The organism is Pseudomonas costantinii (assembly GCF_001870435.1).
GTDB lineage: Bacteria > Pseudomonadota > Gammaproteobacteria > Pseudomonadales > Pseudomonadaceae > Aquipseudomonas > Aquipseudomonas costantinii.
In genome coordinates, this window is sequence record NZ_MDDR01000039.1 from 42,050 (window position 1) to 66,029 (window position 23,980).

Genomic DNA, 23,980 nt, shown 5'->3' on the forward strand with positions numbered 1-23,980 from the left:
TTCTCCGGTTCAAATAATGCCGCGTTGGCGCCAGTCGGCTTGCTGTGCTGTGTCGATACCCAGCTCGCCCAGGATCTCAGCGGTGTGCTGGCCCAAGGTTGGCGCCGGGCGTGTGACCTGACCGGGGGTGGCGCCCAACTTGGGGACGATACCGGGCAAGGTCACCGGCGTGCCGTCGTGCAAATGGCTGTCGAGCAACATCTCGCGCGCACGGTAATGCGGGTCATGGGCGATGTCGGCGGCGTTGTAGATCTTGCCGGCGGGGATACGTGCGTCGGTGAGGACCGACAGCACCTCATCCAGGGGCAGACGTGCGGTCCACTCGCAGATGGCGGCGTCGATACGCTGCACTTGCAGCACCCGACCATCGTTCTGCGCCAACGCAGGGTCGGCGGCCAGGTCCTTACGGCCGATCACCTCCATCAGGCGCTGATAGATGCTGTCGCCATTGCCGGCAATCAGCGCGAAACCACCATCACGGCAACGATAAGCATTGGTCGGGGCGATACCGGGCAAGCTGCTGCCGGCGGGTTCGCGCACCGTGTTGAACACCGAATATTCAGGCAACAGGCTTTCCATCATGTTGAACACCGACTCGTACAACGCCACATCGATCTGCTGGCCTTCACCGCCGTTTTGCTCGCGATGGCGCAGGGCGAGCAGGATGCCGATCACCCCGTGCAGCGCCGACAGTGAGTCGCCAATGGAAACACCAACCCGCACTGGCGTGCGTCCCGGCTCACCGGAAAGATGGCGCAGCCCGCCCATGGCCTCGCCGATCACGCCGAAGCCGGGGCGATCGCGATACGGGCCGGTCTGGCCATAACCGGAAACGCGCAGCATGATCAGCTTCGGGTTCAGCGCATGCAGCACGTCCCAACCCAGGCCCCAGCTTTCCAGGGTGCCGGGGCGGAAATTTTCGATCAGCACATCAGCCCCGGCTACCAACCGGCGAACCACCTGTTGAGCCTCTGGCTGGCGTAGATCAAGGGTCAGCGAGCGTTTGTTACGCGATTGCGCAGCCCACCAGACCGAGGTACCGTCGTGCAACAAACGCCATTTGCGCAACGGATCTCCAGTGAGAGGGGGTTCGATCTTCACAACGTCGGCGCCAAATTCACCGAGCATTTTTGCCGCGAAGGGCCCGGCAATCAGTTGACCGAGCTCTACGACCTTGAGACCTTGCAGCGGTAGACGCATGACGTTTTCCGTTCTTGTTGGGGGTGTATGACCTCGATGATCGACACAAACCCGGCGGATGAAAATTGCAGTTTTCGCCACCACCCTTTCCAAACGGGAAACGCTTTATGATCAACCCGCTGCATTTCGACTTGCTGTCCCTGCGCCTGCTGATCTTCGCCGCCGAGACTGCCAACCTGACCCGCGCCGCAGAAAAGGCCAACATGACGGTCTCCGCCGCCAGCAAACGCCTGGCTGAGCTGGAGCGCACCACCCAGTGCCCGCTGTTCGTGCGGCTGCCGCGCGGGCTGGAACTGACGGCAGCGGGCCAAGGCATAGTCGAACACGCCAGGAGCATCCTCGATGGCGTCAACCGCATGGCCAGCGATGCCAGCGACTACGCCGTGGGGGTGCGCGGGCATATCCGGCTGTTTGCCAATACCTCGGCAGTCGTGCAGTTTTTGCCGGACGACCTGGCGGCTTTCCTGCGTCAGAACCCGAATGTGCGCATCGGTCTGGAAGAAGCGCTGAGCGAACCGATCATCCAGGCGGTGGAAAGCGGGCGGGCCGATATCGGCATCTTTGCTGACAACGTCCCGGCTGAAGGGCTGTACACACTGCCCTACCGCGAAGATCGGCTGGTGCTGCTGGTGCCGGTTGGCCATGAACTGGCACAGGAGCGCAGCCTGTCGTTCGCCGACACTCTGGATTTCGATTACGTCGCGCTGAATCAGGGCAGCTCGCTACTGCGCCGTATCAGCGATGCCGCCGTGGGCGCAGGCAAAGTCCTCAAGGTGCGCATCCAAGTCAGCAGTTTCGATGGAATTTGCCGGATGATCGAGGCCGGGCTGGGGATTGGCATATTGCCGTTGTCTTCGGTGCGCGACGAGTTGCTGGGCAGCCGCCTGGTTGCAGTACCGCTACGCGATAAGTGGGCGCACCGAACATTATTCGTGGGCATCCGTAGCCTGGCTCATCTGGCTCCGCAGGCGCAGAAGCTGTTTGAGTATCTGAGCAGTCACGGTAAGCCGTGAGTGTCATAATCGGCACAAAAAACACACGATTGCCGCATCGATATTCAAGGTGCTGCGCCACCTCACTGACTCAGTGACAGAGGAGAAGATCAACGTGGCCCTGACCGTTCGCGCTGAAAACAGCCAAGACATCGAGACCATCACGCAACTCACCGAAGCTGCCTTCCAAAACGAAGAGCACTCCAGCCACACGGAACAATTTATCGTCAATGCACTCAGGAACGCCGGCCAATTGAGCGTCTCCCTGGTGGCGACGAACAACGAGTACGTGGTCGGTCATGTCGCCGTTTCACCCGTCAATATTTCTTCGGGGGCTACTGGCTGGTACGGCCTGGGGCCGATTTCGGTGTGGCCGGATCGTCAAGGCCAAGGCATTGGCTCGACGCTAATGAAGGCCGCTCTCGCCGAGCTGCAACGCCTGGGCGCAGCGGGCTGCGTGGTACTCGGCGACCCTGGTTACTATGGCCGCTTCGGGTTCAAGGTCAGCCCTGGCCTTGAATTGCCTGGCGTCCCTGCGCAGTACTTCCAGGCACTGTCGTTCAGCGGCGAGCTGCCGAGTGGTGTTGTCAGCTACCACCCGGCGTTTGAGGCCACCGAGTGAGGTGATTACACCGTCCTGGCAGCAATCGCCTCCACTTCAACCAGCGCACCGGGCAATGGCAACGCGACGACCTGCAACGCAGTGCGCGCCGGTTTGTTGGGTTGCTCGGGCGTACCGAAGAACTGCGTATACCCGGCCTGCAACCCGGCAAAGTCCAGTTTGCCGCCGGTCTCTTCGGCGCCGACCAGAAACACCCGTAACTGCACGATATCGCCGAGGTTCAGGTCTTGTTGGCGCAGGATTTTACGCAGCTTGTTGAACACCGAAACCGTCTGCACTTCGGTGTTGCCGTAGGCCGCCGGCGTGCCGGCCGGGGCGTTTGCATCGGCGAGGTCTGGCAAGGTGCCGCTGACAAAGATCAGGCTGGCGGACGCCGGGATGGTGACGGTCTGCGAGATCGGGAAATCGCCGACGCTGGTGCGTTGAATGCTGTCGCTCATGGTGTTTCTCCTTACGAGGCGGCTACTGCCGCGATCTGTCGCTGTTGAGTGACGCGCTCGGCCAGTTGCCCGACCACATGGCGCGCCGAGTTGGCCGCCGATTCCTGCCAGATGCCCACGCCGCTTTGCACCAGGCCGTCACCGGCGAAGTACACGCGGCCGTGGCTTTCTTCCAATAAAGCGCTGGCGTCGGCCGGGAAGTGTTCGCGTTGCAACCACGGGCCTTCGCTGTAGGGGATCTGTTCCCAGGACACCGCCAACGGGTTACGCAGGTGTTTCGAGTAGCCGGGGTGCAGCAGCTCCACGGCTTCTTTCGAGGTGGCGTACTGCTTCTCAAAGGGTTGAGCGCCAAACACATCGGCGCCCTCCCCGGTCACGTAACCCGCCACCAGCAAGCCTTCGCGGGTGTTGAGGTCGTTGCTCGGGTACCACAGCAGGCGCGCTGGGTGTTCGATCCACGACAGGCCGCCGTAGGTGCGGTAGTCGGTCTCCCAGAAGCGCGGGGATTGCCACGCCACTTTGGTCGCCTGGTCGCTGCGGGTGCTGAGCAGCGCGGCCTTGATCGGGTCACTGAAGTCGGTGTCGAGCTTGGCCAGTAGCGGCAGCGGCAAGGTCGACACCAGGTAATCGGCGCGCACCACCTGTTCGCGACCACTGTGGGTGTCGTGGTAGGTCACTGCCACGCCATCTTCCAGCTGGCGAATCTGCCGCACTTGGGCGCCCAGTTGCACGTGCTGGCTGACGCGCTGGTAGAACGCATCGGTGATGCGGTCCATGCCGCCGACCGGCTGAAACATGGTGGCCGAGAACTCGGGGAACTCGGTGTGCAGCAACGCGCCCCACAGCTCAGGATGCAGCAGGCGCTCCAGGCCGATCGGTTTGGCACTGGCGGGCAAGGCGCCCGGGTGCGCAGGTGATTCCAAGTGACCGGAACGCAGGCTGCCTTCATAGGCCAGTTCCTGGGAGAGGTCGCCATACACCTGCAAGAACGCCAGCAAACGCGTGCGTTCCTCGCTGCTCAATACGTCGTCGAGGGCATCGCGCTGCACCGCCGTGGCGAGCAAGCCGGACAGATGCCCGCGCGTATCGTTGATCGCCTGGCCGACGGTGAATGCCGACTGTTGCAGGTCCGGCCGCACCTGAGCACCGTGGCTGCTGTTGACCAGTACTTCCAGCGGCACACCCAACTCGCTGCAGTAGTCGAGAATCGTGCGGTGCTGGCTGGGAATCCGTGCGGGGCCTGCATTGAAATACAAGCCTTTATCAAAGGCCACGGTTTGCGTACGACCATCCTTGTAGTCCACGCGGTCGCCGTTACGCAGGGTCCAGGTGCGGCCGCCGACCCGATCACGGGCCTCCAGCACTTGCACACTGAACCCGGCGCGGGTCAGTTCCAGGGCGGTGACCAGCCCGGCAATCCCGGCGCCCAGCACCAGCACGCGAGTGCCCTGCCCCAGACCTTCCTTGAGTTTCAGCGGCTGTGGCCGCCGGTGAGATGATGGCCCCAGCCCCAATACCGCCAGTGCGTCCTTGACGGCTTTCTCGCCCCCCACAGCGGCGATGCTGGACAGCGCTTCACGTCGTGTCAGTCCCATGTTCGCGACTCCTTAGTCTGGCAGGCCCGGTGGGTTGATCAGCGACGTGTCGACCCGTTCAATATCCAGGCCCCAGCGTTGCAGTACTTGCTCGTATTGACCGCCGGCAATCGCGCCTTCCAGGGCGGTGTGGATCGGCTTGACGAGGCCGTTGTCCTTGCGCGTGGTCACCGCGATGTCCGCCTTCAATGGCCAGCCACCATTCACCGTGCCGACAAGCTTGATGCCGCCGGTGATTGCGGCGGAATAGGCGTACACCGAGTTAGGCCCGAACAACGCATCGCTGCGCCCCGACTGCACGGCCAGTTGCGCAGCCGCCTGGTCGTCGAAGTACTGCAACAGCGCGGGCTTGATGCCGGCCTTTTCATTGGCCTCGTTCCACGCCAGCAGGACTTTTTCCTGGTTGGTGCCGGAACCGACGATGATCTTCAGCCCGGCGATCTCCGAGGCCTGTTTGATCTCGCTGATCTTGCTGGTGCTCTTCACGTAAAACCCGAGCACATCCTGGCGATAGGTCGCGAAGTCAAAGCGCTTCTTGCGCGCCTCGGTCACGGTGACGTTGCTGATCACCGCGTCGTATTTGCCCGAGCTGACGCCCAGGGGCCAGTCTTCCCAACTGGTCTGCACCACGTTGAGTTGCAGGCCCAGGCTGTCAGCTACCAACTGCGCGGTGTCGGCTTCGCTGCCGATGGTGGTCTTGTCGTCATTGGCCAGCAGCGCCAGGGGTGGCCCGGCCACCCCGGACACAGCCACAGTGAACTTGCCGGGCTGGGCGAACTTGAAACCCGGCGGGATCTGCGCGATAGCCGCTTCGTTACGCGGGACATGGATGCGCACGCGGTCGGGGCTGAGGTCGACCTGTTGCACGGCGAAAGCGCTTTGCGCAGTGCTGACGGCAAGTGCCAGCAAGGCTACACGGGCGGTGTTGATTAACATGGGCAGTCACTCCTTGAACTAAAGCACCTTGCCGAGAAAGGCCACGGTGCGGGGATGTCGGGGTTGGCGGAAAATCTGTTCGGGCGGGCCTTCTTCGATCAGTTGGCCATCGCAGAGAAACACCACGTGGTCGGCCACCTCGCGGGCAAAACCGATCTCGTGGGTGACGATCACCAGGGTCACGCCCAGTTGGGTCAGGCCCTTGATCACGTCGAGTACTTCGCCGACCAGCTCCGGGTCGAGGGCCGACGTGGGCTCATCGAACAGCAGCACCTTGGGGTCCAGCGCCAAGGCCCGTGCGATAGCCACGCGCTGTTGCTGCCCTCCGGAGAGCTGGCGCGGATAAGCATCGACTTTGTCCGCCAGGCCGACCTTGGCCAGCAGCTCAGAGGCCTTGGCCTGCGCCTCGGCCTTGCTCCAGCGCTTGTGGGCCAAGGGGGCTTCAGCGATGTTTTCCCAAGCAGTGAGGTGCGGGAACAGGTTGAAGTTCTGGAACACGAAGCCCACGTCGATGCGCCGCTTGAGAATTTCGCGCTCCTTGAGCTCGTAAAGCAGGTCGCCCTTGCGTCGATAGCCGACGTATTCACCGTCGATGGTGATATGCCCGCTGTCGATCTTCTCCAGGTGGTTGATGGTGCGCAGCAAGGTGGATTTACCCGAGCCGGATGGCCCGAGGATCACCGTGACCTTGCCCGGATCGATGGTCAGGTCGATATCCTTGAGCACCTGCTGGTTGCCAAAGCGCTTGCCCACGCCCTGGATCTGAATGCGGCCTGCGCGCGCTTCACTCATGGGTTTTCTCCTTGAGCCAGCGGCGTATGCGTTGCAGCGGTGTGGGTGGCAGAACGCGCGCAGTGCCGCGCGCGAAATGGCGCTCGACGTAGTACTGGGCGCTGGTCAGTACGGTGGTGATGATCAGGTACCAGACGGTCGCAACGATCAACAGCGGGATCACCGCCTGGGTGCGGTTGTAGATGACCTGCACGGTGTAGAACAGCTCCGGCAAGGCCAGCACGTAGACGATGGAAGTGCCCTTGACCAGGCCGATGATTTCGTTGAAACCCGACGGCAGGATCGAGCGCAAGGCCTGGGGCAGGATGATGCGGAAGATCCGTCGCGACGCGGGCAAACCCAATGCCGCCGCCGCTTCATGTTGACCGGCATCCACACCGATCAGACCACCACGAATAATCTCCGCCGCGTACGCCGCTTGCATCAGGCTCAGGCCCAATACCGCCACGGTGAATTGGCTGAGCACATCCACCGTCGACCACTCGGCGAACACCACTTCGGTGAACGGCACGCCCAGCACGATGTGGTCGTACAGGTAGGCAAAGTTGTAGAGGATGATCAGCACCAGCAGCGCCGGCATTGAGCGGAAGAACCAGATATAGCCCCAGGCCAATGCCGCCAGCAGCGGCGAGCCCGAGAGCCTCGCCAGGGCCAACGCGGTGCCGAGAATGATGCTGAACACCGTGCTCAGCAGCGTCAGCAGCAACGTCTGGCCAAGGCCGCGCAGTACCGACGGCGAGAAGAACCATTGACCGAACACGCCCCACTCCCAGCGCGGGTTGGTGGCCAGGGAGTGCACGATGGCCAACAGCACCAAGGCGGCGAAGATCGACCCCGCCCAGCGCCAGGGGTGCCGGGCCGGCACCACTTGCAGGGCCTTGATGGGCGTTGCGACGCGGGCCTGGCGAACCGGGCTGACCTCGTCAATCAGGTCATAGGATTTGGCGACGATGGGCATGTTCTATTCCTCGCGGGTAGCGGCCTTAGAAGGCGTAAGTCAGCCGGGTGTAGTAGTACCCGCCGGTAAAACCGTAGGGCGAATAGGTGCCGTAGCTGGCGAGCATGGTGCTGCTCGGCACGCCTTGTTTCTTGGGATAGAGGTCAAACAGGTTCTTGGCGCCGATGGCGATGTTCAGGTCTTTGGTGAGGTTGTAGCCAAGGTCGAGATCGGTGATCCATTTGGCGCTGTAGATCCGGTCGAGGCTGCGGTCAGCGGAGACGTTGACCTCTTTGTATGAGCCATAGCGGGTCAGGGCCAAGTTGAGGTTGAAGCGATCGATGCTCCAGTCACCGCCCAGGATCAGTTTGGTGTTGGGCTGCACCCCGGTGATCAGGTTGCGCGCCTGGCGGTCCATCAGGTCATACGAGGTGCCCAGAATATTGGTGGACTGCTTGTAGTTGAGGATCGTGGTCTGGTTCCAGTTGAACGCCGCGGTCCATTTCAATGAGCCGAATTGGCCCAGGTCCTGGCTGTAGTTGCTGACCAGATCCAGGCCTTTGGTGCGGGTGTCGGCACCGTTGATAAAGTACTGGCCACCGGAGGTGGAGTTAATGCCGTTGTTCTGCAATACCTGGGTGACTTCAGGGCCGAGCAAGGTGCCGGTCAAGGTGATGCGGTCACGCAGGTTGATTACGTAGGCGTCGGCGGTAAAGGTCAGGCGATCGGTGGGCGTGAGGGTGAAACCGAGGCTGAAATTGGTCGAGCGTTCGGGTTTCAAGTCTTGGGCGCCGAGGGCCTTGGCCGCCGCCGAACTCACCGGCAGCACGCCGTAGTTGATCGACTGATACACCCCATCCACTACGCCATAGGTCGTGGAACGCGCGCTGAACAGGCTGTTGGCCAGGGACGGCGCACGGAAACCATTGCTGACGGTGGCGCGTACGGCGAATTGCGGAGTGAAATCGTAGCGGGTGGTCAGTTTGCCGCTGCGGGTCGCGCCGACACCTTCGTTGTAATGCTCATAACGAAAGGCAGTGCCGACGTACCAGTCCGGCACTGGGTTGAAGCCCACATCCACATAACTGGCCAGGCTGTTGCGCGAGGCGCTGGTGGCTTCGGCTGGGGAGATGCCGTTGGTGACCTGGGCCCCGGACGACGCGCAGTTGCCCGGCGCCACGCAGTAGCCACCGTTGGCGTAGGACGCCCAGTCACCGGCCTGCACCTCATAGGTGTCGCGCCGATGTTCAAAGCCATAGGACACATCGAGAGGCTTTTGCAGGCCGACGTCGAAGCCGCGCTTGAAGTCCAGGTTGGTGGTCAGCTCGGTGGAAATCCATGTACCGGACGTGAAGCTATTCGGTGTGGCTTCGCCCAGGGACGGGTTCTGGTTGTGCGTGGTGCCCTGCTCCGCCTCGTTTCGCCCGTAGGTGGTGGACAGGTCCCAGTCCCACTCGCCGACTTTGCCTTTGCCGCCGAACGCGGCCTGGAAGTCGTCTTCATCGATGTACCACGTCGGCGTATACCCGGCCGGGTAGCCGTTCGGCCCGGTGGTGATGGTGTTGGTGATGGTCGGCAGGCGGAAGTTCTGCCCCTGCTCGGCCTTGCGGTGCGAGTAGGTGGTGAAGGAATACAGGCTGAAGCTGTCATCGATCGGCAGCTCGGCGTTGTAGGCAAGCGTTAACAGATTGGTCTTGGGTGTGCCGTAGCCGCCGTAGGTGGAACGGCCGGCTTGTTCGTAGGCTTGTGCATAGGTGTAGCCGTTGGCACTGGCCTTGTTGTCGTCATTCTGGCTGCGCGCATCCAGGGCCAGTTGCACGATGCCGCCGTTGCCGATTTCGAAACCCTTGTTGAGACTCTGTTGAACCGTTTGTTTTTTGCCGTCATAGCCCTGACCGACGTTGGTCACCGCCGTGCCGCTGGTGTCGGCCTTGAGGATCACGTTGATCACCCCGGCAATGGCATCGGAACCGTATTGGGCGGCGGCGCCATCACGCAGCACTTCTACATGGTCGATGGCGCTGATGGGGATCAGGTCGAGGTCGGCCGGGGCTGCGCCGGTGTTGATGCCGTTGATGTTCAGGGTGGCGCTGGTGTGACGGCGCTTGCCATTGACCAGCACCAACACTTCGGCGGCACTCAGGCCACGCAGGTTGGGGGCCCGGGCTATACCGCTGGCGTCCCAGCCGGTTTTTTCCGGCAGGGTCAGCGACGGGATCACCGCGCTCAAGGCTTCCATCAGGCCGGGCTTGCCGGTGCTCTGCAATTGCTTGGCGCTGACCACATCGATCGGCACCGGGCTGCTGGTGACGGTGCGCTGTTCGGCGCCACGGTTACCGGTGACCACCACGGTGGACAAAGTACTGTCATCCTGGGCCTGGACCGTACTTGCCAACAGGGCCAGCGCCAGTGCGGCAGTCGGTTGTAAAACTTGCTTCATAGCCACTCCAAACTTTCCAAATCGCGAAGTCGGGCAGTCGCGCGGCCGTCGGGGCGGCGCGATGTGCACGGGGTTTAAGGGTGTGTCTGCGGTTTGGAACTAGGTGTGGGGCGAGCGAGGGGTTTGAATTGGCAACATACGTTGAGCTCCCTTCCAACGACTCTGCTGTGGGATCAGTGGTTGATCACCGGGCTATGGCGCGCAGAATCCGAATCACGATTGGTACCATCCGAGGTCAGGGGTAGGCTGTTGAGTTCAAACATAACGGAATGAATTTCAAAAATATAATGCTATTTGGGCATAAGCTAATATTCTTAGTTTTCATTATTAATTAAAGTTTTTATTCATATAAATAATGTTTTATGGGTTAACACCGAGTGCATGGAGGCGCTCGATGCAAGGCGCCAAGCGTCATCAGGCGCTCTCGCGCTCAATCAGCCGGCACGTCAGTAAGTTCAATCGCTGCACTTCATCCTCAACCGGTAAAACGCCCAAACTTTCAAGTACGCGCGTGGCCGCTAATACCCCGATCTCCAAGGCCGGCGGTTTGATCGTGCTAAGGCTCGGCAACAGCATTTCGGCAAATGGGTAGTCACCAAAACCCAGCACGGCGCAGTCTTGCGGGATCTTCAGCCCGGCGCGCTGCCCGGCCAGCAAGCCACCGGCCGCCAGGTTGTCATTGGCGAAGATGATCGCGTCGGGTGGCGTGGCGTGGTTCATCAACACCTCCATCGCCTGCTTGCCTGCTTCGAACGGCGCACGGTCAGCGTCCGGGGCGAAGACCCAGGGCTGCAAACCCAGCTCTGTGATGGTGGCGGCATAACCGTCGCGCCGTTCCAGCGCACTGAAGTCGCCAGGGGCACTGTTCTGCACAAAGGCGATACGTCGATAGCCCTTGCCATGCAGGTAGCGGGCGGCCGTGACGCCCACCTCGTAATGGGAAAAGCCGATCTGCAATGGCTCGCGCTCGGGCACGTAGTCCCAGGTTTCCACGACGGGGATATCCGCTTCGGCAATCATCTTTTCAGTGCCCGCACTGTGAAAGCGGCTGGTGAGCACCAGCGCGGCCGGCGACCAACCGAGAAACGCGCGCACCGCGCTTTCTTCCTGCTCGGCACTGAAGTAACTGGACGCCAGCAACAACTGATAACCGTGGCGGCTGAGGGTGTCGCTGAAGCCCTGGATGGTATTGGCAAAAATCGGCCCCGAGATGTTCGGAATGACCATTGCCACGATCCGCCCCCGCGCCGAGGCCAACCCGCCCGCCACCAGATTGGGCACATAGCCCAACTCGGCAACGACCTCGGCAATGCGCTCGCGACGTTCGGGCGATACCTGCTCCGGTTGGTTGAAGTAACGCGACACGGTGATCGCCGACACCCCCGCCTGGCGGGCCACGGTGTTCAGGGTGACGCGCCCGGCGCCACGGCGTTTGCGTGGTTTGTCTTCGCTCAAGGGAAAATCCTGTTAAAAACCAAAAGGAATATAGGACTAATTTTTTAGTATTTGACGCTCTAAACCAGACCTACCAATAATGCCGATGTTAGCGCTAACAAAGCGCATTGTCTGCTACTCGCTCGAGCGAATGCCAGAGACGGACTCACAGGCGCTGCCCGTCGCAGAACGGCAGCGGTTCAGGGCATTTTTTTCGAGCGGGCACAACATGCACAACGTCCAACACTCCAGAGCACACTGGCTGATAGTGGCCGGTTTAACGGCCCTTCCCGTGCCAGGCGCGTTCGCGGCCGACGAGCCGGAACCCACCCTCAAACCCGTCACCGTGACGGCCACCCGTCGCGAAGAATCATTGCAGAAAGTGCCGGTGGCCGTCTCGGTCCTCGATGGCGAGCAACTGGAGCGCGATAACCGCAATGGCGTCGCGAGCATCGTGCAACAGGTGCCATCGCTGAACTTCCGCACCGGCGCGTCGAACAAGGACACCTCGTTGTTCGTGCGCGGCGTGGGCACCATTTCCACCTCCCCCGGCGTTGAGCCGACGGTCGCCACGGTGATCGACGGCGTGGTCTACGCCCGCCCCGGCCAAGCCACCCTCGACCTGCTGGACCTGGAACGCATCGAAGTACTGCGCGGCCCGCAAGGCACACTGTTCGGCAAAAATGCATCGGCCGGTGTGCTCAACATCACAAGCAAGGCGCCCACAGCCGAGACCCACGGCTATATCGACCAGTCCTACTACAGCGGCAATGAAAGCCGCACCCGTTTCGGCATCGGCGGCAGCCTGGTGCCGGATGTGCTCAAGGGCTCGATCAGCACGCTGTTCGGCAGCTACGACGGTAACGTCGATAACAAGCACAACGGCCAGGAGGTCAACGGCTACAACCACAAGGGCATTCGCGGCAAGTTGGAGTTCACCCCCAATGACGACGTCAAGCTGACGCTGATTGCCGACTATATGCAGTCCCATGACGACGGCCCGAATGGCGTGGTGAGTAAGTCGCTGACCCCAGCCTTTGCCAACGCCTTGAGCCCCGTGCGCGCCTCCAGCGACAACCGTGATATCAACACCGACACCCGCACCTATGTCGAAGACACCAACAAGGGTTTGTCTGCACAGTTGGACTGGAACCTGGGCGACTACACCCTGACCTCGATCACCGCCTGGCGCGGTTGGGACAACACCCAGTACCAGGACGGTGATCGCCTCGGCACGGTGACTGCGTCCTTCCCCGGCACCGCCGACAAGGGCCAACTGGCGTTCAACCAATACTCCCAGGAGCTGCGCCTGGCCTCGCCCAAAGGTGAGTTCCTCGAATACGTTGGCGGCCTGTTCTACATGCACGGCAGGGACGAGGAAACCTATCAACGCACACTGAGCACCACCACACGCACCGACCGTGGCATCGCCGACTACAGCACCACCAGCGACAGCTACGCGGCGTTCGGCGAGACCACGCTGAATTTCACCTCGCGCTTTCGCGGCATTGCCGGCCTGCGTTATACCCACGATGACCTGAAATACGATCACCGCCGCGTCTCCACCTCGGCCACCACGGTCAGCGGGATTCAACCGGCAACGGCCAGTTCAGGCTCGGTGGATGAGGACGGCTGGTCCGGCCGTCTTGGCGTGCAATACGACATCAGCGACAACATCACCAGCTACCTGACTTACTCGCGCGGCTACAAAGGCCCGGCGTACAACGTGTTCTTCAACATGCAGCCGCGTGACACCAATGCGCTCAAACCGGAAACCTCCAACACCTGGGAAGCCGGGATCAAGGCCACCAGCTGGAACAACCGCCTGACCACCAACCTTGCGGTATTCCACAGCGATTACGATAACTACCAGGCCAACTTTTTCGACACCGTCGCCGGCCAAGTGGTGACGCGCCTGATCAACGCCGGCAGCGTCAGCACCGAAGGCGTCGAGCTGGATTACGCCTTGCAGGCGACCCAACAGCTCAAGTTCTCCGGCGCCCTGGCCTACACCCGTGCACGCATCGACGAGTTCGCTTGCCCGGCGGGCGCGGCGGCAACGTGCAACGTGAATGGCAAACCGCTGCCGTTCAGCCCGGACTGGAAAAGTTACGTACGCGCCGACTACACCATCCCGCTGGATAACGGCCTGGATATCGAACTGGGTACCGACTACAGCTGGCAAAGCGAAGTGCAGTACGACATCAGCCAGAACGTCGACACCAAGCAAGGCGCCTACGGCATCTGGAACGCCAGCGTGGCCCTGGCCGACTACAGCAATGGTTGGCGCGTAGCCTTCCTGGCCAAGAACCTCGCCGACAAGTCCTACTCACCGCTGCTGGCCAGTGGCGGCAACTACATCTACCGCGCCGTGCCTCGTGACGATGAGCGTTACTTCGGTGTGCAACTGCGTAAGGATTTCTAAGCATGAGCCGTCAACTGAAACTCGGCGCCTTCCTGATGGCCACCGGGCACCACGTCGCCGCCTGGCGCCACCCGGACGTACCGGCCAATGCCGGGCTGGATTTTGCCCAGTACAAACGCCTGGCGCGGGTTGCAGAAGCGGCGAAGTTTGATGCGTTGTTCGTGGCCGACAGCATTGCTGCCGCCACCGGTGAGGTCGCCAGCCATATGGCGCGTTCGGATCATTTCGAGCCGCTGACGCTGCTCTCGGCGCTCAGTGCAGTCACCGACAACATCGGCCTGATCGCCACCGCGACCACCACCTACAACGAGCCGTACCACGTGGCGCGTAAATTCGCCTCGCTGGATCACTTGTCCGGCGGGCGCGCGGGCTGGAACCTGGTGACCTCGGACAACGCCGCTGAAGCACAGAATTTCGGGCGCGACGAACACCTCGGCCATGCAGAACGCTACAGCCGCGCCAAGGAGTTTCACCAGGTGGTGACAGGGCTTTGGGACAGCTGGGACGACGACGCCTTTGTGCGCGACAAGGCCAGTGGCAGCTACTACGATCCGGCGAAACTGCACGTGCTGGATCACATCGGCGAACACTTTCGGGTCAAAGGCCCACTGAATGTGGCGCGCTCGCCCCAGGGCCAGCCGGTGATCGTGCAAGCGGGCTCTTCACCGGCCGGCCGTGAGCTGGCGGCGCAAACCGCCGAGGTGGTGTTTACCGCGCAAACCTCGTTGACCAACGCACAGGCTTTTTACGCGGACATCAAAGGCCGTTTGAGCCGATATGGGCGTGAGGCGGATTCGCTGAAAATCATGCCAGGTGTGTTTGTCGTAGTGGGGCAAACCGAGATTGAGGCACAGGAGAAATTCGAGGCGTTCCAGGCGCTGGTCGAACCCGAGGTGGGCGTTGCCTTGCTGGGGCGCATGCTGGGTAACTTCGACCTGTCCGGCTACCCATTGGACGGGCCGCTGCCGGAGCTGCCATTGACCGACAGCGGGCAACGCAGCCGTCAGCAATTGCTCAGTGAATTGGCAAGCCGGGAGCAACTGACCCTGGCGCAGCTGGGCCGTCGGATTGCCGGTGGTCGCGGGCATTACAGCCTGATCGGCACGCCCACGCAGATCGCCGATGAGCTGCAGCGCTGGTTTGAAAACGGCGCGGCGGATGGTTTCAATATCCTGGTGCCGCACCTGCCGGGAGGGCTGGAAGACTTTGCGCAATGGGTGGTGCCGGAGCTGCAACGGCGTGGCCTGTTTCGCACCGCATACACCGGCACTACGTTGCGCGAAAACCTGGGCTTGGCGCGCCCCGCCAATCGTTTTGCACAGGTGCCGGCATGAAGTTTCCGGCGCTGATGTTGGGGTTATTGGCCCTGGCCCAAACCGCACTGGCAGCCGACCCGACGACCCTGCGTATCGGCTACCAGAAAGGCTCCATCGCCCTGGTACTCGCCAAGGAACATGGGCTGCTGGAAAAACGTTTCCCGCAGACTGACGTGAAGTGGGTCGAATTCCCCGCTGGCCCGCAGATGCTTGAAGCACTGAACGTGGGCGCGTTGGATGTGGGTTCCACCGGCGATATCCCTCCCCTGTTCGCGCAAGCCGCCGGTGCCGATCTGGTCTATATCGGCGCCGAACCGCCCAAGCCGACCGCCGAGACTATCCTGGTGCACAACGACAGCCCGCTGCATTCGGTGGCTGATTTGAAGGGCAAGAAGGTTGCTTTCCAAAAAGGCTCCAGCTCGCACAACCTGATCCTGCGCGCGCTGAATAAAGCCGGCTTGAGTTACCAGGATATCCAGCCGGTTTACCTGCCGCCGGCCGATGCCCGTGCGGCATTCGAACAAGGCAGCGTAGATGCCTGGGCCATCTGGGAACCGTATTCGTCACTCGCCTTGAGTCAGAGCCCCAGCCATGTGCTGGCCAACGGTGAAGGGTTGGGCTTGTCGGGGCCGGTGTATACCGCTCGCCGGGAGTATGCCAAGGCCAACGGGGTGTTTATCCACGACTTGCTGGATGAACTCAGCGCCGCTGAAGCCCTCACCCGTAGCCAACGCGAAGACAGTTTGAAGGTGCTGACGGGGTTTATGGGGCTGCCCGTCGAGGTGATTGCACGCTATATGGATAACCGCCCGCCTTCGCCGATATCGCCGATTGATGACGTGATCATCCAGGCGCAGCAGACGACGGCGGATCTTTTTTATCAGAACCGCCTGTTGCCCGGGCCCATCGAGGTGAAAAAGGCAGTGTGGCGGGATTGAATGTGGGAGCTGGCTTGCCTGCGATGGCATCAACTGGACTTTCCTGCTGTACCGAGCCGCCTGTATCGCAGGCAAGCCAGCTCCCACAAAAAAGCAGATTTTCCGGCACTCTACGAATCGGCTGTTGATCTGGTTTTTGATCCAAGGTGCAGAGTGATTACCTTCGGGCTCTCGGCAAACAGCCTGCCTACCACACCGCAATATGCGAATCGGCCCTCGGCTCGGTCCCCCCACATAGCACGCCACTGACCGGGTCACGCAGGATGATCTGCCCGCGCCCGTAGTCGGTGAGGTCGCTGGCGATCTGCACGTGGTGACCGCGTCGGGCCAAGGCATTGGCCAGGTCGCGGGAGGCGCCCTGTTCGATGCCGACTTTCATGTCGCCCAGCCATTGCCAGCGCGGCGCGTCCAACGCAGCCTGCGGGTTGAGACCGAAATCCACCAGGTTCATCACCATCTGCACATGGCCTTGGGGCTGCATGTAGCCGCCCATCACGCCGAACGGCCCGAGGGCCTGGCCATTCTGGGTGAGGAAACCTGGGATGATGGTGTGGAAGGTTTTCTTGCCCGGTGCCAGGCAGTTGGCGTGAGTTGGGTCGAGGCTGAATTCCTGCCCGCGATTTTGCAGGGCGATGCCGCTGTCGGGCAGCACCACGCCGGAGCCGAAGCCGTGGTAGTTGCTCTGGATGAACGAGACCATATTGCCTTCGGCGTCCGCCGTGGCCAGGTACACCGTGCCGCTGGCGTGGGGGTCGCCGGGCTTGGGAGGTTGAGCCTGTTCGCCGATCTGAGCACGGCGGCGGGTGCTGTAGTCGTCGCTCAGCAGGTCAGCCACCGCCACGCGCATATGCAGCGGGTCAGTGATGTAGTGCAGGCCGTCGCTGTAGGCCAGCTTCATGGCTTCCAGTTGACGATGCCAGGTTTGCTGGCTGTCACGGTGATCGAAGCTGAAGCCTTCGAGGATCTTCAACGCCATCAGCGCTACCAGGCCCTGACCGCTGGGCGGGATTTCCCAGACATCGACGCCACGGTAGTTGATGTGAATCGGCTCCACCCATTGCGCGCGGTAATCCTTCAGATCGCTGGCGCGCAGGTAACCGCCGCTGGCCCGGGAATGGGCGTCCAGGCGTTCGGCCAAAGCCCCGCGATACAGGCTTTCGCAACGGGTGGCGGCCAGTTCTTCCAGAGTACGGGCCTGGGCCGGGTTGCGGAAGATCTCCCCCGCCCGTGGCGCTCGCCCGTCGATCAGGTAAGTGTCGAACCAGGCGTCCAGCACCGGGTCGCGGTGGGGCGTGAATTCGTCCAGCGCGATTTGCCATTGATAGGCAACCACCGGTGACAGGGGAAACCCATACCGCGCCAGGCTGATGGCCGGTTGCAGCAGCTCGGCAAACGGCAGCTTGCCGAAGCGTTGCGACAGCTCCGCCCAGGCCGATGGGCAGCCGGGCACGGTGACTGGGGTCCAGCCATACAGCGGCATCTGGTCATGCCCCGCCGCCTGGACCGCCTCGATACTCAAGGCGGCCGGTGCATGACCATTGCCATTGAGGCCATGCAGCTGGCCCTTGCACCAGACCAAGGCAAAGGCGTCGCCCCCCAGGCCGCAGCCGGTGGGCTCTACCACCGTCAGGGCGGCCGCCGTGGCGATGGCGGCGTCGATCGCGTTGCCGCCCTTTTGCATGATCTCGATACCGGCCTGGGCGGCCAGCGGCTGGGAGGCGGCGACCATACCGCGACGGGCAAACACGCTCTGGCGTTGCGACGGATAAGGGTACTCGTGAGCAGAGAATTTCAACATGGCAAAGGTTCTTCCACACAAGGATTTATTGGCCGGACTCGACCCTGCTACGGGTCATAACACGCGGCTGAGAAAGGCCTGGGTACGGGGGTGGCTGGGGCGGCTGAAAATCTGTTCCGGCGGCCCTTGTTCGATAAGTTCGCCTTGGTCGAGCACCACCACGCGGTCGGCCACTTCACGGGCAAAGCCCATTTCATGGGTGACCACCACCATGGTCATGCCCTCCTCGGCCAGTTCCTTCATCACCTGCAGCACTTCGCCGACGGTTTCCGGGTCAAGGGCGCTGGTGGGTTCGTCGAACAACATGGCCTGGGGTTTCATCGCCAGGGCGCGGGCAATCGCCACCCGTTGCTGCTGGCCGCCGGAGAGCATCGACGGGTAGTGGCTGGCCTTGTCCGCCAGCCCGACTCGTGCCAGCAAGCCACGGGCCTGTTCCAGCGCTTCGGCGCGCGGTATGCCGAGCACCTGGATCGGCGCTTCGATGATGTTTTCCAGGGCTGTCATGTGCGGGAACAGGTTGAAGCGCTGGAACACCATGCCGATATCGCGGCGTTGCCGGGCAATGTTGCGTTCCGAATCGCGCATCAGGCTGCCGTCACCGCGTTCGCGGTACCCCATGTCGCGGCCATTGACGCGAATGCGCCCGCCCTGGATGTCTTCCAACAGGTTGATGCAGCGGATAAAGGTGGTCTTGCCGGAGCCCGAGGCGCCGATCAACACCACCACTTCGCCGCGCCGCACTTGCAGGGAAATACCTTTGAGAATCTGCAGATCGCCGAACGACTTGTGAATATCCAGAGCCTCAATAATCAGCTCGTCACTTTTGTGCGCCATGGTTAACGTCCCCTCAGTAATTTCAGGGTGCTGCGACCGAACATACGGCTCGACGCCGGTGGCGGCGCGGAAGGCCGGTCGGACTGGTCGAAACGGGCCTCCAGCCAGCGCTGGAAAAAGCCCCACAGGGTGGTGAGCATCAGGAAATAGATCGCCACCACCAGGTACAGCTCGAACACGCGGAACGTCGCCGAGGTGACCATCTGCGTGCTGAGCAACAACTCCTGCACACCGATCACACTGACCAGGGTGGTGTTCTTGAGCATCACGTTGAACTCATTGCCCAGCGGCGGCACGATGACCCGGAACGCCTGGGGCAGCACGATGCGCCGCATCAGTTTGGCGAAGGTCATGCCCAGGGAACGCCCGGCTTCGTATTGGCCCTTGTCCACCGCACCGATACCGGCCCGGATGATCTCGGCCATATACGCGCCTTCGTTGAGGCCCAGGGCGATGATTGCCGCCTGGATATTGCCGGGGATGATCAGGCCGAACAGCGAGATGTCCTCGAAGCGGAAAATGCCGCCCGCTGCGAGGGCGGTGTACAGAAACACGATCTGTACCAGCAACGGCGTGCCGCGCATCAGCCACACATAAAAGCGCACCGGCAGGTGTAACAGCGGGTTCTTCGACAAGCGCAACAGCGCCGCCGCCAGCCCCAGCACGCAACCCAAGAGCATCGCCAGCACACTGATCAGGCAGGTCAGCCAGAGCCCGGTGAGGTACACCCCGCTGGGCTGCAACAGGTACTGCCAGAACACATCCCAATTGAAATTCATCGCAGGTGCGCCTCAGTCGAGTGTGTCGCTGCTGACATGCCACTTGTTCAGCAACTGCACGTAACTGCCATCGCTGCGCATGTCGCTGATCACCTGCTGCACGGCGGCAGTCAGTTGCGGATCGTCCTTGCGCATGCCCAGGCCGGTGAGGATTCGGCTGAAGGCCGGCACCCCTTCCTGGAACAGGTCCGGGGCCATCGCGGCGTAGTAACCGGCAGTTTCCACGGTGGTGCCGTAAGCGTCGACCTGGCTGATACGCAAGGCCTGGAAGGCATCGGTGTCGGTGTTATAGACCACCAGTTTCATCGGTGGCTTGCCGGCCTTGGTCAGGCTTTCGTTCTGGGTATCCAGCAGAGTCTTGATCGTGGAACCGTTGAGCACCGCCACCTTGTGACCGGACAAATCATCCAGCGCCTTGATGCCCTTGGGGTTGCCCTTGGGCACCACCACCGACTGGCTGGAATACATGTAGTTGACGATGTCGATTACCTGTCGCCGCTCGGGTTTGTCGAACAACTGGTCGACGATCATGTCGCACTGTTGAGCGAGCAACGCCGGTACCAGACCGGAGAACGGAATCACCCGCCATTGCACCTGTTTGTCACCCAGGCGCTTGGCGATTTCCAGGCCCAGGTCGACAGTCAGCCCGCGAGGTTTCTGGGCTTCATCGAAGGACACCAGTGGCGGAGAATCCATCCCCGAGCAGTAGGTGAGTTTATCGACCTTCTGCAAGCGCTCCGGCACCTGAGGCGCGGCGGCGGCCCATTGTGTACAGAGGCCGAGGGAGACGGCGACCAGCAAGGCGCGGCGTTTATGCATGACCAGACACTCCAGTTCGTTGATTAACGGGGCAGGACTCAAAGTCAAAACATGGGCGGGCTTGGGCCCGCTCCTATTATTTTTCGGATTGCAGAAACTGAATCAGCGCCGGCACGGTGCCTTCGATGTGCTCGCGCACCACGACTTCGGCGCGGGCGGCATCACCGGCGCGAATCGCGTCGAGGATCACCGCGTGTTCCTGGCGCGCGCTGAGGGGTTTTTCACCGTGCTGCAACCACAACCGCATGGGCGCCTCGACCAGCGAGTAAAGCGCCGAAATCTGCTTCATCAAGCGCGGGCGACCACTGAGGCTGCACAGGTATTCGTGGAAGGCGCGGTGCCGGCTGACCCACTCGGCGCTTTCGTCGCGGTAGTCGTCCATCTCGTCCAGCAAGCGCTCCAAGGCGGCCAACTGGCGCTCGCCGATGCGGCTGACCGCGACGCGCACCGCCAGCCCTTCGAGGGCGCTGCGCATTTCGAACACTTCATGCAACTCATCGATATCCAGGCCGCTGACGATGGCGCCACGGTTGGGGCGCAGGGTCACCAGGCCCTGGGCATCCAGGCGGCGAAACGCTTCGCGCACCGGCATGCGGCTCATGCCGATCTCACTGGCGATGTCCTCGGCGATCAGACGGTCGCCCTTGCGGTAGCGGCCACCACAAATGGCGTCGAGCAGGAAGTTGTAGGCCTCCTCCTCGGCGGTCAAGGGCTGACGGTCAACGTAAGCGGGGGCAAATTGCATCGGCAACACCTTTTGAATTTTTGTATCCAATTATCCACGAATGCAAAAAAGCAGGATGCGTGCCAACTGTTTGGGCGGCGTGCCAAGTGATTGATTCGGATGCAATAGGTGGGAAATGTCGGCGAGCGCGGGGAAAGCTTGCGTAGGAAGTTGCTACCTAATGGCTCAGAAAACGCCCCATCAGTGGGCGGAAGTAACAGGCGGTGGACATAACCTTAGCTGTTGATGTTCTTATTCCTTGCGCCCGGTGACGCGTAACACGCGGGATTTTCACGCGCACTGACCGGATGGCTCGGCCGAATAAATGATGGTTTGTTCGCTGTTTTCAGCGACAGCCTGCCGGGTGAAGTAGGTGTCACCTTCGTCGGTCAGGATCTCGTAGTCGACTTTGCGGGTGGCGCTGGCGTGTTTGATGATTTTCAGCACGCGCTGGAATTTCACGCTTTGCGTGCCGTTCTGGTTGGGCCCGGTGAGTACGCTGACACTTTGGAACCAGCCCGCGTGTTTCTTGTTGCTCACCAGTGCGCTGGTCATCGCCTCGAACCGCTCCAGCCGGGTGAAGCCCCACAGCGTCTGCTCCTCAACTGTTGCATCCGGCGTGGCAGCGCCGGTAAATACAAACAGATTGATCGCCGGGCTGTCTTCGCAAAAGAAGTCGTATGGGACTAGACCGTCGACCATTTTTCGGCCGGACACGAAACCCTTTTTATGTACCTGAAACATCGCCACCTCCACTCAATCAATGGCATCACCAAGGCATCAAGTCTAAGGAGGCACGGCGTACAGGGCCGTCAAGCCAATGTAATATCGTGTAAAGATCGCGCGTTGTGCAGGTTGACTTCCACGGTCAGCCCGCCGCCCGGCTCGTTGCGCGCCACGATGCTGCCGCCGTGCATTTGCACAGCCCTTGCGGCGATGGCCAGACCCAGGCCGAAACCGACGCTGGCGTCTCCTACGCCACGCTCGAATGGGTGGAAGATGCTTTGCAGCCGGTCGATTGCGACGCCCGGCCCCTGGTCCGTAATCCGCACCTTGAGGCGGTTGCCATCCGTGCTGACCTGGGTCGACACCCGCACGCTGGAGTCCGGCCGGGTGTAGCGAACGGCGTTGCGAATCACATTCTCGAAGCAGCGGTACAACAACTCGCCGCTGACACAGGCGATAAACGGCGGGCACGCCTGCAGGTGGACGTGACAGCCTTTGAGTCCGGCCTCGAACTGCGCATCTTCGACAATCATCGCCAACAATTCGACGATATCCACAGACTCACGCTCAATACTTTCGGGGCGTCCTTGCAGGCGTGCCAGGGTCAACAAGGCTTCAATCAGTGTGTCCATGCGCTCGGATTCGCGCTCGATGCGTTCGAGCATTTCCAGGCGGGCTGAATCCTGGCGCAACAGCCCGATAGCCGCCTGCATACGTGTCAGCGGTGAGCGCAGTTCATGGGAGATGTCGTGTAATAAGTGTTGCTGGGCCTCCACCATCACCTTCAACTGGTTGGCCATGCGGTCACAGTCTTCGGCCAGGTCGACAATTTCATCGCGGCGCTTGCCCATGGCGGGCTTGACCCGAGTTTCGAAGCGCCCTTGGGCGACGTCGCTCATCGCCCGTCGCAGGTAAGCCAGCGGCCAGGCCAGGTAGTAGGCCATGTAGCCGCTGAACAGCGCACTCATCACCGTGCCGATGATCAGCGGGATCTGATGCCAGGGCCTGCCGGGAGGGTTACCGGGTGCATGGGTGGAGCGGATCGACAGCGCCAGGCCCTCCTTGCTGATGACCGATCGCTCATAGACCGGCTGCGCAACAGGCGACCCCACCAGCAATCGGCCGGTATTGTCATAGACGCCAATGGCCTCATCCGGCGGACGCTCCCATACCGTCAAAAGCTGGCCGGCCGCTTCGACACCGAATTGCTGCAGCAGCTTTGCTTCACTCGCCAGGATGGCTTCGATGTGCGGGTCATTCGGCCGCAAACGGTTCAGTTCAAGAATGCCGATCCCCACCAGAAACGTCAGGGTGGTGGCCAACCAAAAGGCCAGGAACAGTTTCCAGAACAGCAGGCTGGGCTTGGTCATTCGGCAATCAACAGGTAACCGAGGCCTCGCACGCTCTGGATCCAAGCCTTGGTATCCGGGCGTGGTCCCAGTTTTTGCCGGATGCTGCTGATATGCACGTCGATGCGCCGGTCATAGCGGGTCAACGGGCAGCCCAAGGCGTTGAGCGACAGGTCCTTTTTGCTCACCACCTGGCCAGCGCTGCGGGCCAGCTCTTCCAACAGGCTGAACTCGGTGCTGGTCACGCCGAGCTCAACACCTTTCCACAGGGCCTGGCGCTTGCCGGGCCATAACACCAACGAACCGGTCTTGATCACTTCCGTGGTTGGCTGGTCCACCGGCTGCACCCTGCGCATGATGGCGCGCAGGCGTGCAACCAACTCGCCGGGAGAGCTGGGCTTGGGCACATAATCATCGGCGCCGAGCTCCAGGCCGGTGATGCGGTCGATGTTGTCGCCACGGGCGGTGAGCAATACCACGGGCACCTGGCTGACGGCGCGGATGCGCCTGAGCACTTCAATGCCCGAGCGCTGCGGCAACATGACGTCCAACACCACAATGCTGTAGCGCCCGGAAAGCGCCTGGACCTCACCCTCCTCGCCCGTGTGCACGGCCGTCGCCTCAAAGCCTTCACGCTCCAGGTATTGGCTCAGCAGTCCAGTCAATTCCTGGTCGTCGTCGACTAACAGTACGGAGATCATCGCGGGCTCATCAGTGGGTAGTTGCGCATTATCGGCCGTGCACCTCGCAGCGTCATTGTTTCAGCCCAACCTTTACCTAACTTGACACTTGGTTAACCGCACCAAACGCCCCGCGCTCTTATGCTGGATCTTCACCGGTCCGGCCGCGGTGTGACGACTCGTCTGCGGCGAGTTATCCAAGCG

General features: G+C 61.7%; 21 protein-coding genes. 5 read left to right on the plus strand and 16 right to left on the minus strand.

The genetic code is table 11. The features are described 5' to 3' along the window. Positions 1–9 precede the first annotated feature (9 nt). Positions 10–1,200 carry a CaiB/BaiF CoA transferase family protein gene (locus tag BFL40_RS23945; protein WP_071486255.1) on the minus strand — a complete coding sequence of 397 codons (1,191 nt, stop codon included), beginning with the start codon at positions 1,198–1,200 and terminating at the stop codon, positions 10–12. Between the two features lie 107 nt (positions 1,201–1,307). Here BFL40_RS23945 and BFL40_RS23950 point away from each other — a divergent pair, with 107 nt between their 5' ends. Together BFL40_RS23950 and BFL40_RS23955 are read left to right on the plus strand one after the other, a co-directional pair. Further along, the gene (locus tag BFL40_RS23950; protein ID WP_071486256.1) at positions 1,308–2,213 is read left to right on the plus strand and encodes a LysR family transcriptional regulator; all 906 of its coding nucleotides are present in this window, start codon (positions 1,308–1,310) and stop codon (positions 2,211–2,213) included. 94 nt (positions 2,214–2,307) lie between these two features. Further along, positions 2,308–2,814 (plus strand): GNAT family N-acetyltransferase, encoded by a 507-nt coding sequence (locus BFL40_RS23955; protein ID WP_071486468.1) that lies wholly within the window; start codon positions 2,308–2,310, stop codon positions 2,812–2,814. Between the two features lie 5 nt (positions 2,815–2,819). Here the strand turns inward: BFL40_RS23955 and BFL40_RS23960 are convergent, their stop codons facing one another. The 7 genes from BFL40_RS23960 to BFL40_RS23990 all read right to left on the minus strand — a co-directional run bounded on the left by BFL40_RS23960 (position 2,820) and on the right by BFL40_RS23990 (position 11,409). Then, a complete protein-coding gene (locus BFL40_RS23960; protein WP_071486257.1) occupies positions 2,820–3,254 on the minus strand; it encodes a RidA family protein in 435 nt (144 codons plus the stop codon). Positions 3,255–3,265: 11 nt separating this feature from the next. Beyond that, positions 3,266–4,849 carry a flavin monoamine oxidase family protein gene (locus BFL40_RS23965; protein WP_071486258.1) on the minus strand — a complete coding sequence of 528 codons (1,584 nt, stop codon included), beginning with the start codon at positions 4,847–4,849 and terminating at the stop codon, positions 3,266–3,268. Positions 4,850–4,861: 12 nt separating this feature from the next. Beyond that, positions 4,862–5,785 carry an ABC transporter substrate-binding protein gene (locus BFL40_RS23970; RefSeq protein WP_071486259.1) on the minus strand — a complete coding sequence of 308 codons (924 nt, stop codon included), beginning with the start codon at positions 5,783–5,785 and terminating at the stop codon, positions 4,862–4,864. A gap of 18 nt (positions 5,786–5,803) precedes the next feature. Beyond that, on the minus strand, positions 5,804–6,577 hold the full coding sequence (locus BFL40_RS23975) for an amino acid ABC transporter ATP-binding protein (RefSeq protein ID WP_071486260.1): 774 nt from the start codon (positions 6,575–6,577) through the stop codon (positions 5,804–5,806). Further along, the gene (locus BFL40_RS23980) at positions 6,570–7,535 is read right to left on the minus strand and encodes an amino acid ABC transporter permease (RefSeq protein ID WP_071486261.1); all 966 of its coding nucleotides are present in this window, start codon (positions 7,533–7,535) and stop codon (positions 6,570–6,572) included. The genes BFL40_RS23975 and BFL40_RS23980 overlap by 8 nt, the downstream gene beginning before the upstream one ends. Before the next feature lie 25 nt (positions 7,536–7,560). Beyond that, on the minus strand, positions 7,561–9,954 hold the full coding sequence (locus BFL40_RS23985) for a TonB-dependent receptor plug domain-containing protein (RefSeq protein WP_071486262.1): 2,394 nt from the start codon (positions 9,952–9,954) through the stop codon (positions 7,561–7,563). Between the two features lie 414 nt (positions 9,955–10,368). Then, a complete protein-coding gene (locus BFL40_RS23990; protein ID WP_071486263.1) occupies positions 10,369–11,409 on the minus strand; it encodes a LacI family DNA-binding transcriptional regulator in 1,041 nt (346 codons plus the stop codon). Between the two features lie 208 nt (positions 11,410–11,617). Between BFL40_RS23990 and BFL40_RS23995 the strand changes: the two genes are divergently transcribed. Genes BFL40_RS23995 through BFL40_RS24005 form a run of 3 tightly spaced genes read left to right on the plus strand, consistent with a single transcriptional unit; the run spans position 11,618 to position 16,067 of the window. After that, positions 11,618–13,813 (plus strand): TonB-dependent receptor, encoded by a 2,196-nt coding sequence (locus BFL40_RS23995; protein ID WP_071486264.1) that lies wholly within the window; start codon positions 11,618–11,620, stop codon positions 13,811–13,813. Between the two features lie 2 nt (positions 13,814–13,815). Continuing rightward, on the plus strand, positions 13,816–15,147 hold the full coding sequence (locus BFL40_RS24000) for an LLM class flavin-dependent oxidoreductase (protein ID WP_071486265.1): 1,332 nt from the start codon (positions 13,816–13,818) through the stop codon (positions 15,145–15,147). After that, positions 15,144–16,067 (plus strand): sulfonate ABC transporter substrate-binding protein, encoded by a 924-nt coding sequence (locus tag BFL40_RS24005; protein ID WP_071486266.1) that lies wholly within the window; start codon positions 15,144–15,146, stop codon positions 16,065–16,067. The genes BFL40_RS24000 and BFL40_RS24005 overlap by 4 nt, the downstream gene beginning before the upstream one ends. Positions 16,068–16,254: 187 nt before the next feature. Here the strand turns inward: BFL40_RS24005 and BFL40_RS24010 are convergent, their stop codons facing one another. The 8 genes from BFL40_RS24010 to BFL40_RS24045 all read right to left on the minus strand — a co-directional run bounded on the left by BFL40_RS24010 (position 16,255) and on the right by BFL40_RS24045 (position 23,797). After that, on the minus strand, positions 16,255–17,865 hold the full coding sequence (locus BFL40_RS24010) for a gamma-glutamyltransferase family protein (RefSeq protein ID WP_071486267.1): 1,611 nt from the start codon (positions 17,863–17,865) through the stop codon (positions 16,255–16,257). Between the two features lie 54 nt (positions 17,866–17,919). After that, positions 17,920–18,699, minus strand: coding sequence for an amino acid ABC transporter ATP-binding protein (locus tag BFL40_RS24015; RefSeq protein WP_071486268.1), 780 nt, complete (start codon positions 18,697–18,699; stop codon positions 17,920–17,922). 2 nt (positions 18,700–18,701) lie between these two features. Next, positions 18,702–19,478: an amino acid ABC transporter permease gene (locus BFL40_RS24020; protein WP_071486269.1), complete on the minus strand. Its 777-nt coding sequence runs from the start codon at positions 19,476–19,478 to the stop codon at positions 18,702–18,704. A gap of 12 nt (positions 19,479–19,490) precedes the next feature. Next, positions 19,491–20,297 carry an ABC transporter substrate-binding protein gene (locus BFL40_RS24025; RefSeq protein ID WP_071486270.1) on the minus strand — a complete coding sequence of 269 codons (807 nt, stop codon included), beginning with the start codon at positions 20,295–20,297 and terminating at the stop codon, positions 19,491–19,493. 76 nt (positions 20,298–20,373) lie between these two features. Further along, positions 20,374–21,042 (minus strand): GntR family transcriptional regulator, encoded by a 669-nt coding sequence (locus BFL40_RS24030; protein WP_071486271.1) that lies wholly within the window; start codon positions 21,040–21,042, stop codon positions 20,374–20,376. Positions 21,043–21,312: 270 nt separating this feature from the next. After that, a complete protein-coding gene (locus BFL40_RS24035) occupies positions 21,313–21,765 on the minus strand; it encodes a hypothetical protein (RefSeq protein WP_071486272.1) in 453 nt (150 codons plus the stop codon). 68 nt (positions 21,766–21,833) lie between these two features. Continuing rightward, positions 21,834–23,117: a sensor histidine kinase gene (locus BFL40_RS24040; protein WP_071486273.1), complete on the minus strand. Its 1,284-nt coding sequence runs from the start codon at positions 23,115–23,117 to the stop codon at positions 21,834–21,836. Then, positions 23,114–23,797, minus strand: coding sequence for a response regulator transcription factor (locus BFL40_RS24045; protein WP_071486274.1), 684 nt, complete (start codon positions 23,795–23,797; stop codon positions 23,114–23,116). Before BFL40_RS24045 ends, BFL40_RS24040 begins: the two co-directional genes overlap by 4 nt. Positions 23,798–23,980: the final 183 nt, after the last annotated feature.

Excerpts from the sequence above, each read along its gene's own strand:
- BFL40_RS23945 (WP_071486255.1), bottom strand. The coding sequence starts at position 1,200 with ATGCGTCTACCGCTGCAAGGTCTCAAGGTCGTAGAGCTCGGTCAACTG.
- BFL40_RS23950 (WP_071486256.1), top strand. The coding sequence starts at position 1,308 with ATGATCAACCCGCTGCATTTCGACTTGCTGTCCCTGCGCCTGCTGATC.
- BFL40_RS23960 (WP_071486257.1), bottom strand. The coding sequence starts at position 3,254 with ATGAGCGACAGCATTCAACGCACCAGCGTCGGCGATTTCCCGATCTCG.
- BFL40_RS23965 (WP_071486258.1), bottom strand. The coding sequence starts at position 4,849 with ATGGGACTGACACGACGTGAAGCGCTGTCCAGCATCGCCGCTGTGGGG.
- BFL40_RS23970 (WP_071486259.1), bottom strand. The coding sequence starts at position 5,785 with ATGTTAATCAACACCGCCCGTGTAGCCTTGCTGGCACTTGCCGTCAGC.
- BFL40_RS23975 (WP_071486260.1), bottom strand. The coding sequence starts at position 6,577 with ATGAGTGAAGCGCGCGCAGGCCGCATTCAGATCCAGGGCGTGGGCAAG.
- BFL40_RS23980 (WP_071486261.1), bottom strand. The coding sequence starts at position 7,535 with ATGCCCATCGTCGCCAAATCCTATGACCTGATTGACGAGGTCAGCCCG.
- BFL40_RS23985 (WP_071486262.1), bottom strand. The coding sequence starts at position 9,954 with ATGAAGCAAGTTTTACAACCGACTGCCGCACTGGCGCTGGCCCTGTTG.
- BFL40_RS23995 (WP_071486264.1), top strand. The coding sequence starts at position 11,618 with ATGCACAACGTCCAACACTCCAGAGCACACTGGCTGATAGTGGCCGGT.
- BFL40_RS24000 (WP_071486265.1), top strand. The coding sequence starts at position 13,816 with ATGAGCCGTCAACTGAAACTCGGCGCCTTCCTGATGGCCACCGGGCAC.
- BFL40_RS24005 (WP_071486266.1), top strand. The coding sequence starts at position 15,144 with ATGAAGTTTCCGGCGCTGATGTTGGGGTTATTGGCCCTGGCCCAAACC.
- BFL40_RS24010 (WP_071486267.1), bottom strand. The coding sequence starts at position 17,865 with ATGTTGAAATTCTCTGCTCACGAGTACCCTTATCCGTCGCAACGCCAG.
- BFL40_RS24015 (WP_071486268.1), bottom strand. The coding sequence starts at position 18,699 with ATGGCGCACAAAAGTGACGAGCTGATTATTGAGGCTCTGGATATTCAC.
- BFL40_RS24020 (WP_071486269.1), bottom strand. The coding sequence starts at position 19,478 with ATGAATTTCAATTGGGATGTGTTCTGGCAGTACCTGTTGCAGCCCAGC.
- BFL40_RS24025 (WP_071486270.1), bottom strand. The coding sequence starts at position 20,297 with ATGCATAAACGCCGCGCCTTGCTGGTCGCCGTCTCCCTCGGCCTCTGT.
- BFL40_RS24030 (WP_071486271.1), bottom strand. The coding sequence starts at position 21,042 with ATGCAATTTGCCCCCGCTTACGTTGACCGTCAGCCCTTGACCGCCGAG.
- BFL40_RS24035 (WP_071486272.1), bottom strand. The coding sequence starts at position 21,765 with ATGTTTCAGGTACATAAAAAGGGTTTCGTGTCCGGCCGAAAAATGGTC.
- BFL40_RS24040 (WP_071486273.1), bottom strand. The coding sequence starts at position 23,117 with ATGACCAAGCCCAGCCTGCTGTTCTGGAAACTGTTCCTGGCCTTTTGG.
- BFL40_RS24045 (WP_071486274.1), bottom strand. The coding sequence starts at position 23,797 with ATGATCTCCGTACTGTTAGTCGACGACGACCAGGAATTGACTGGACTG.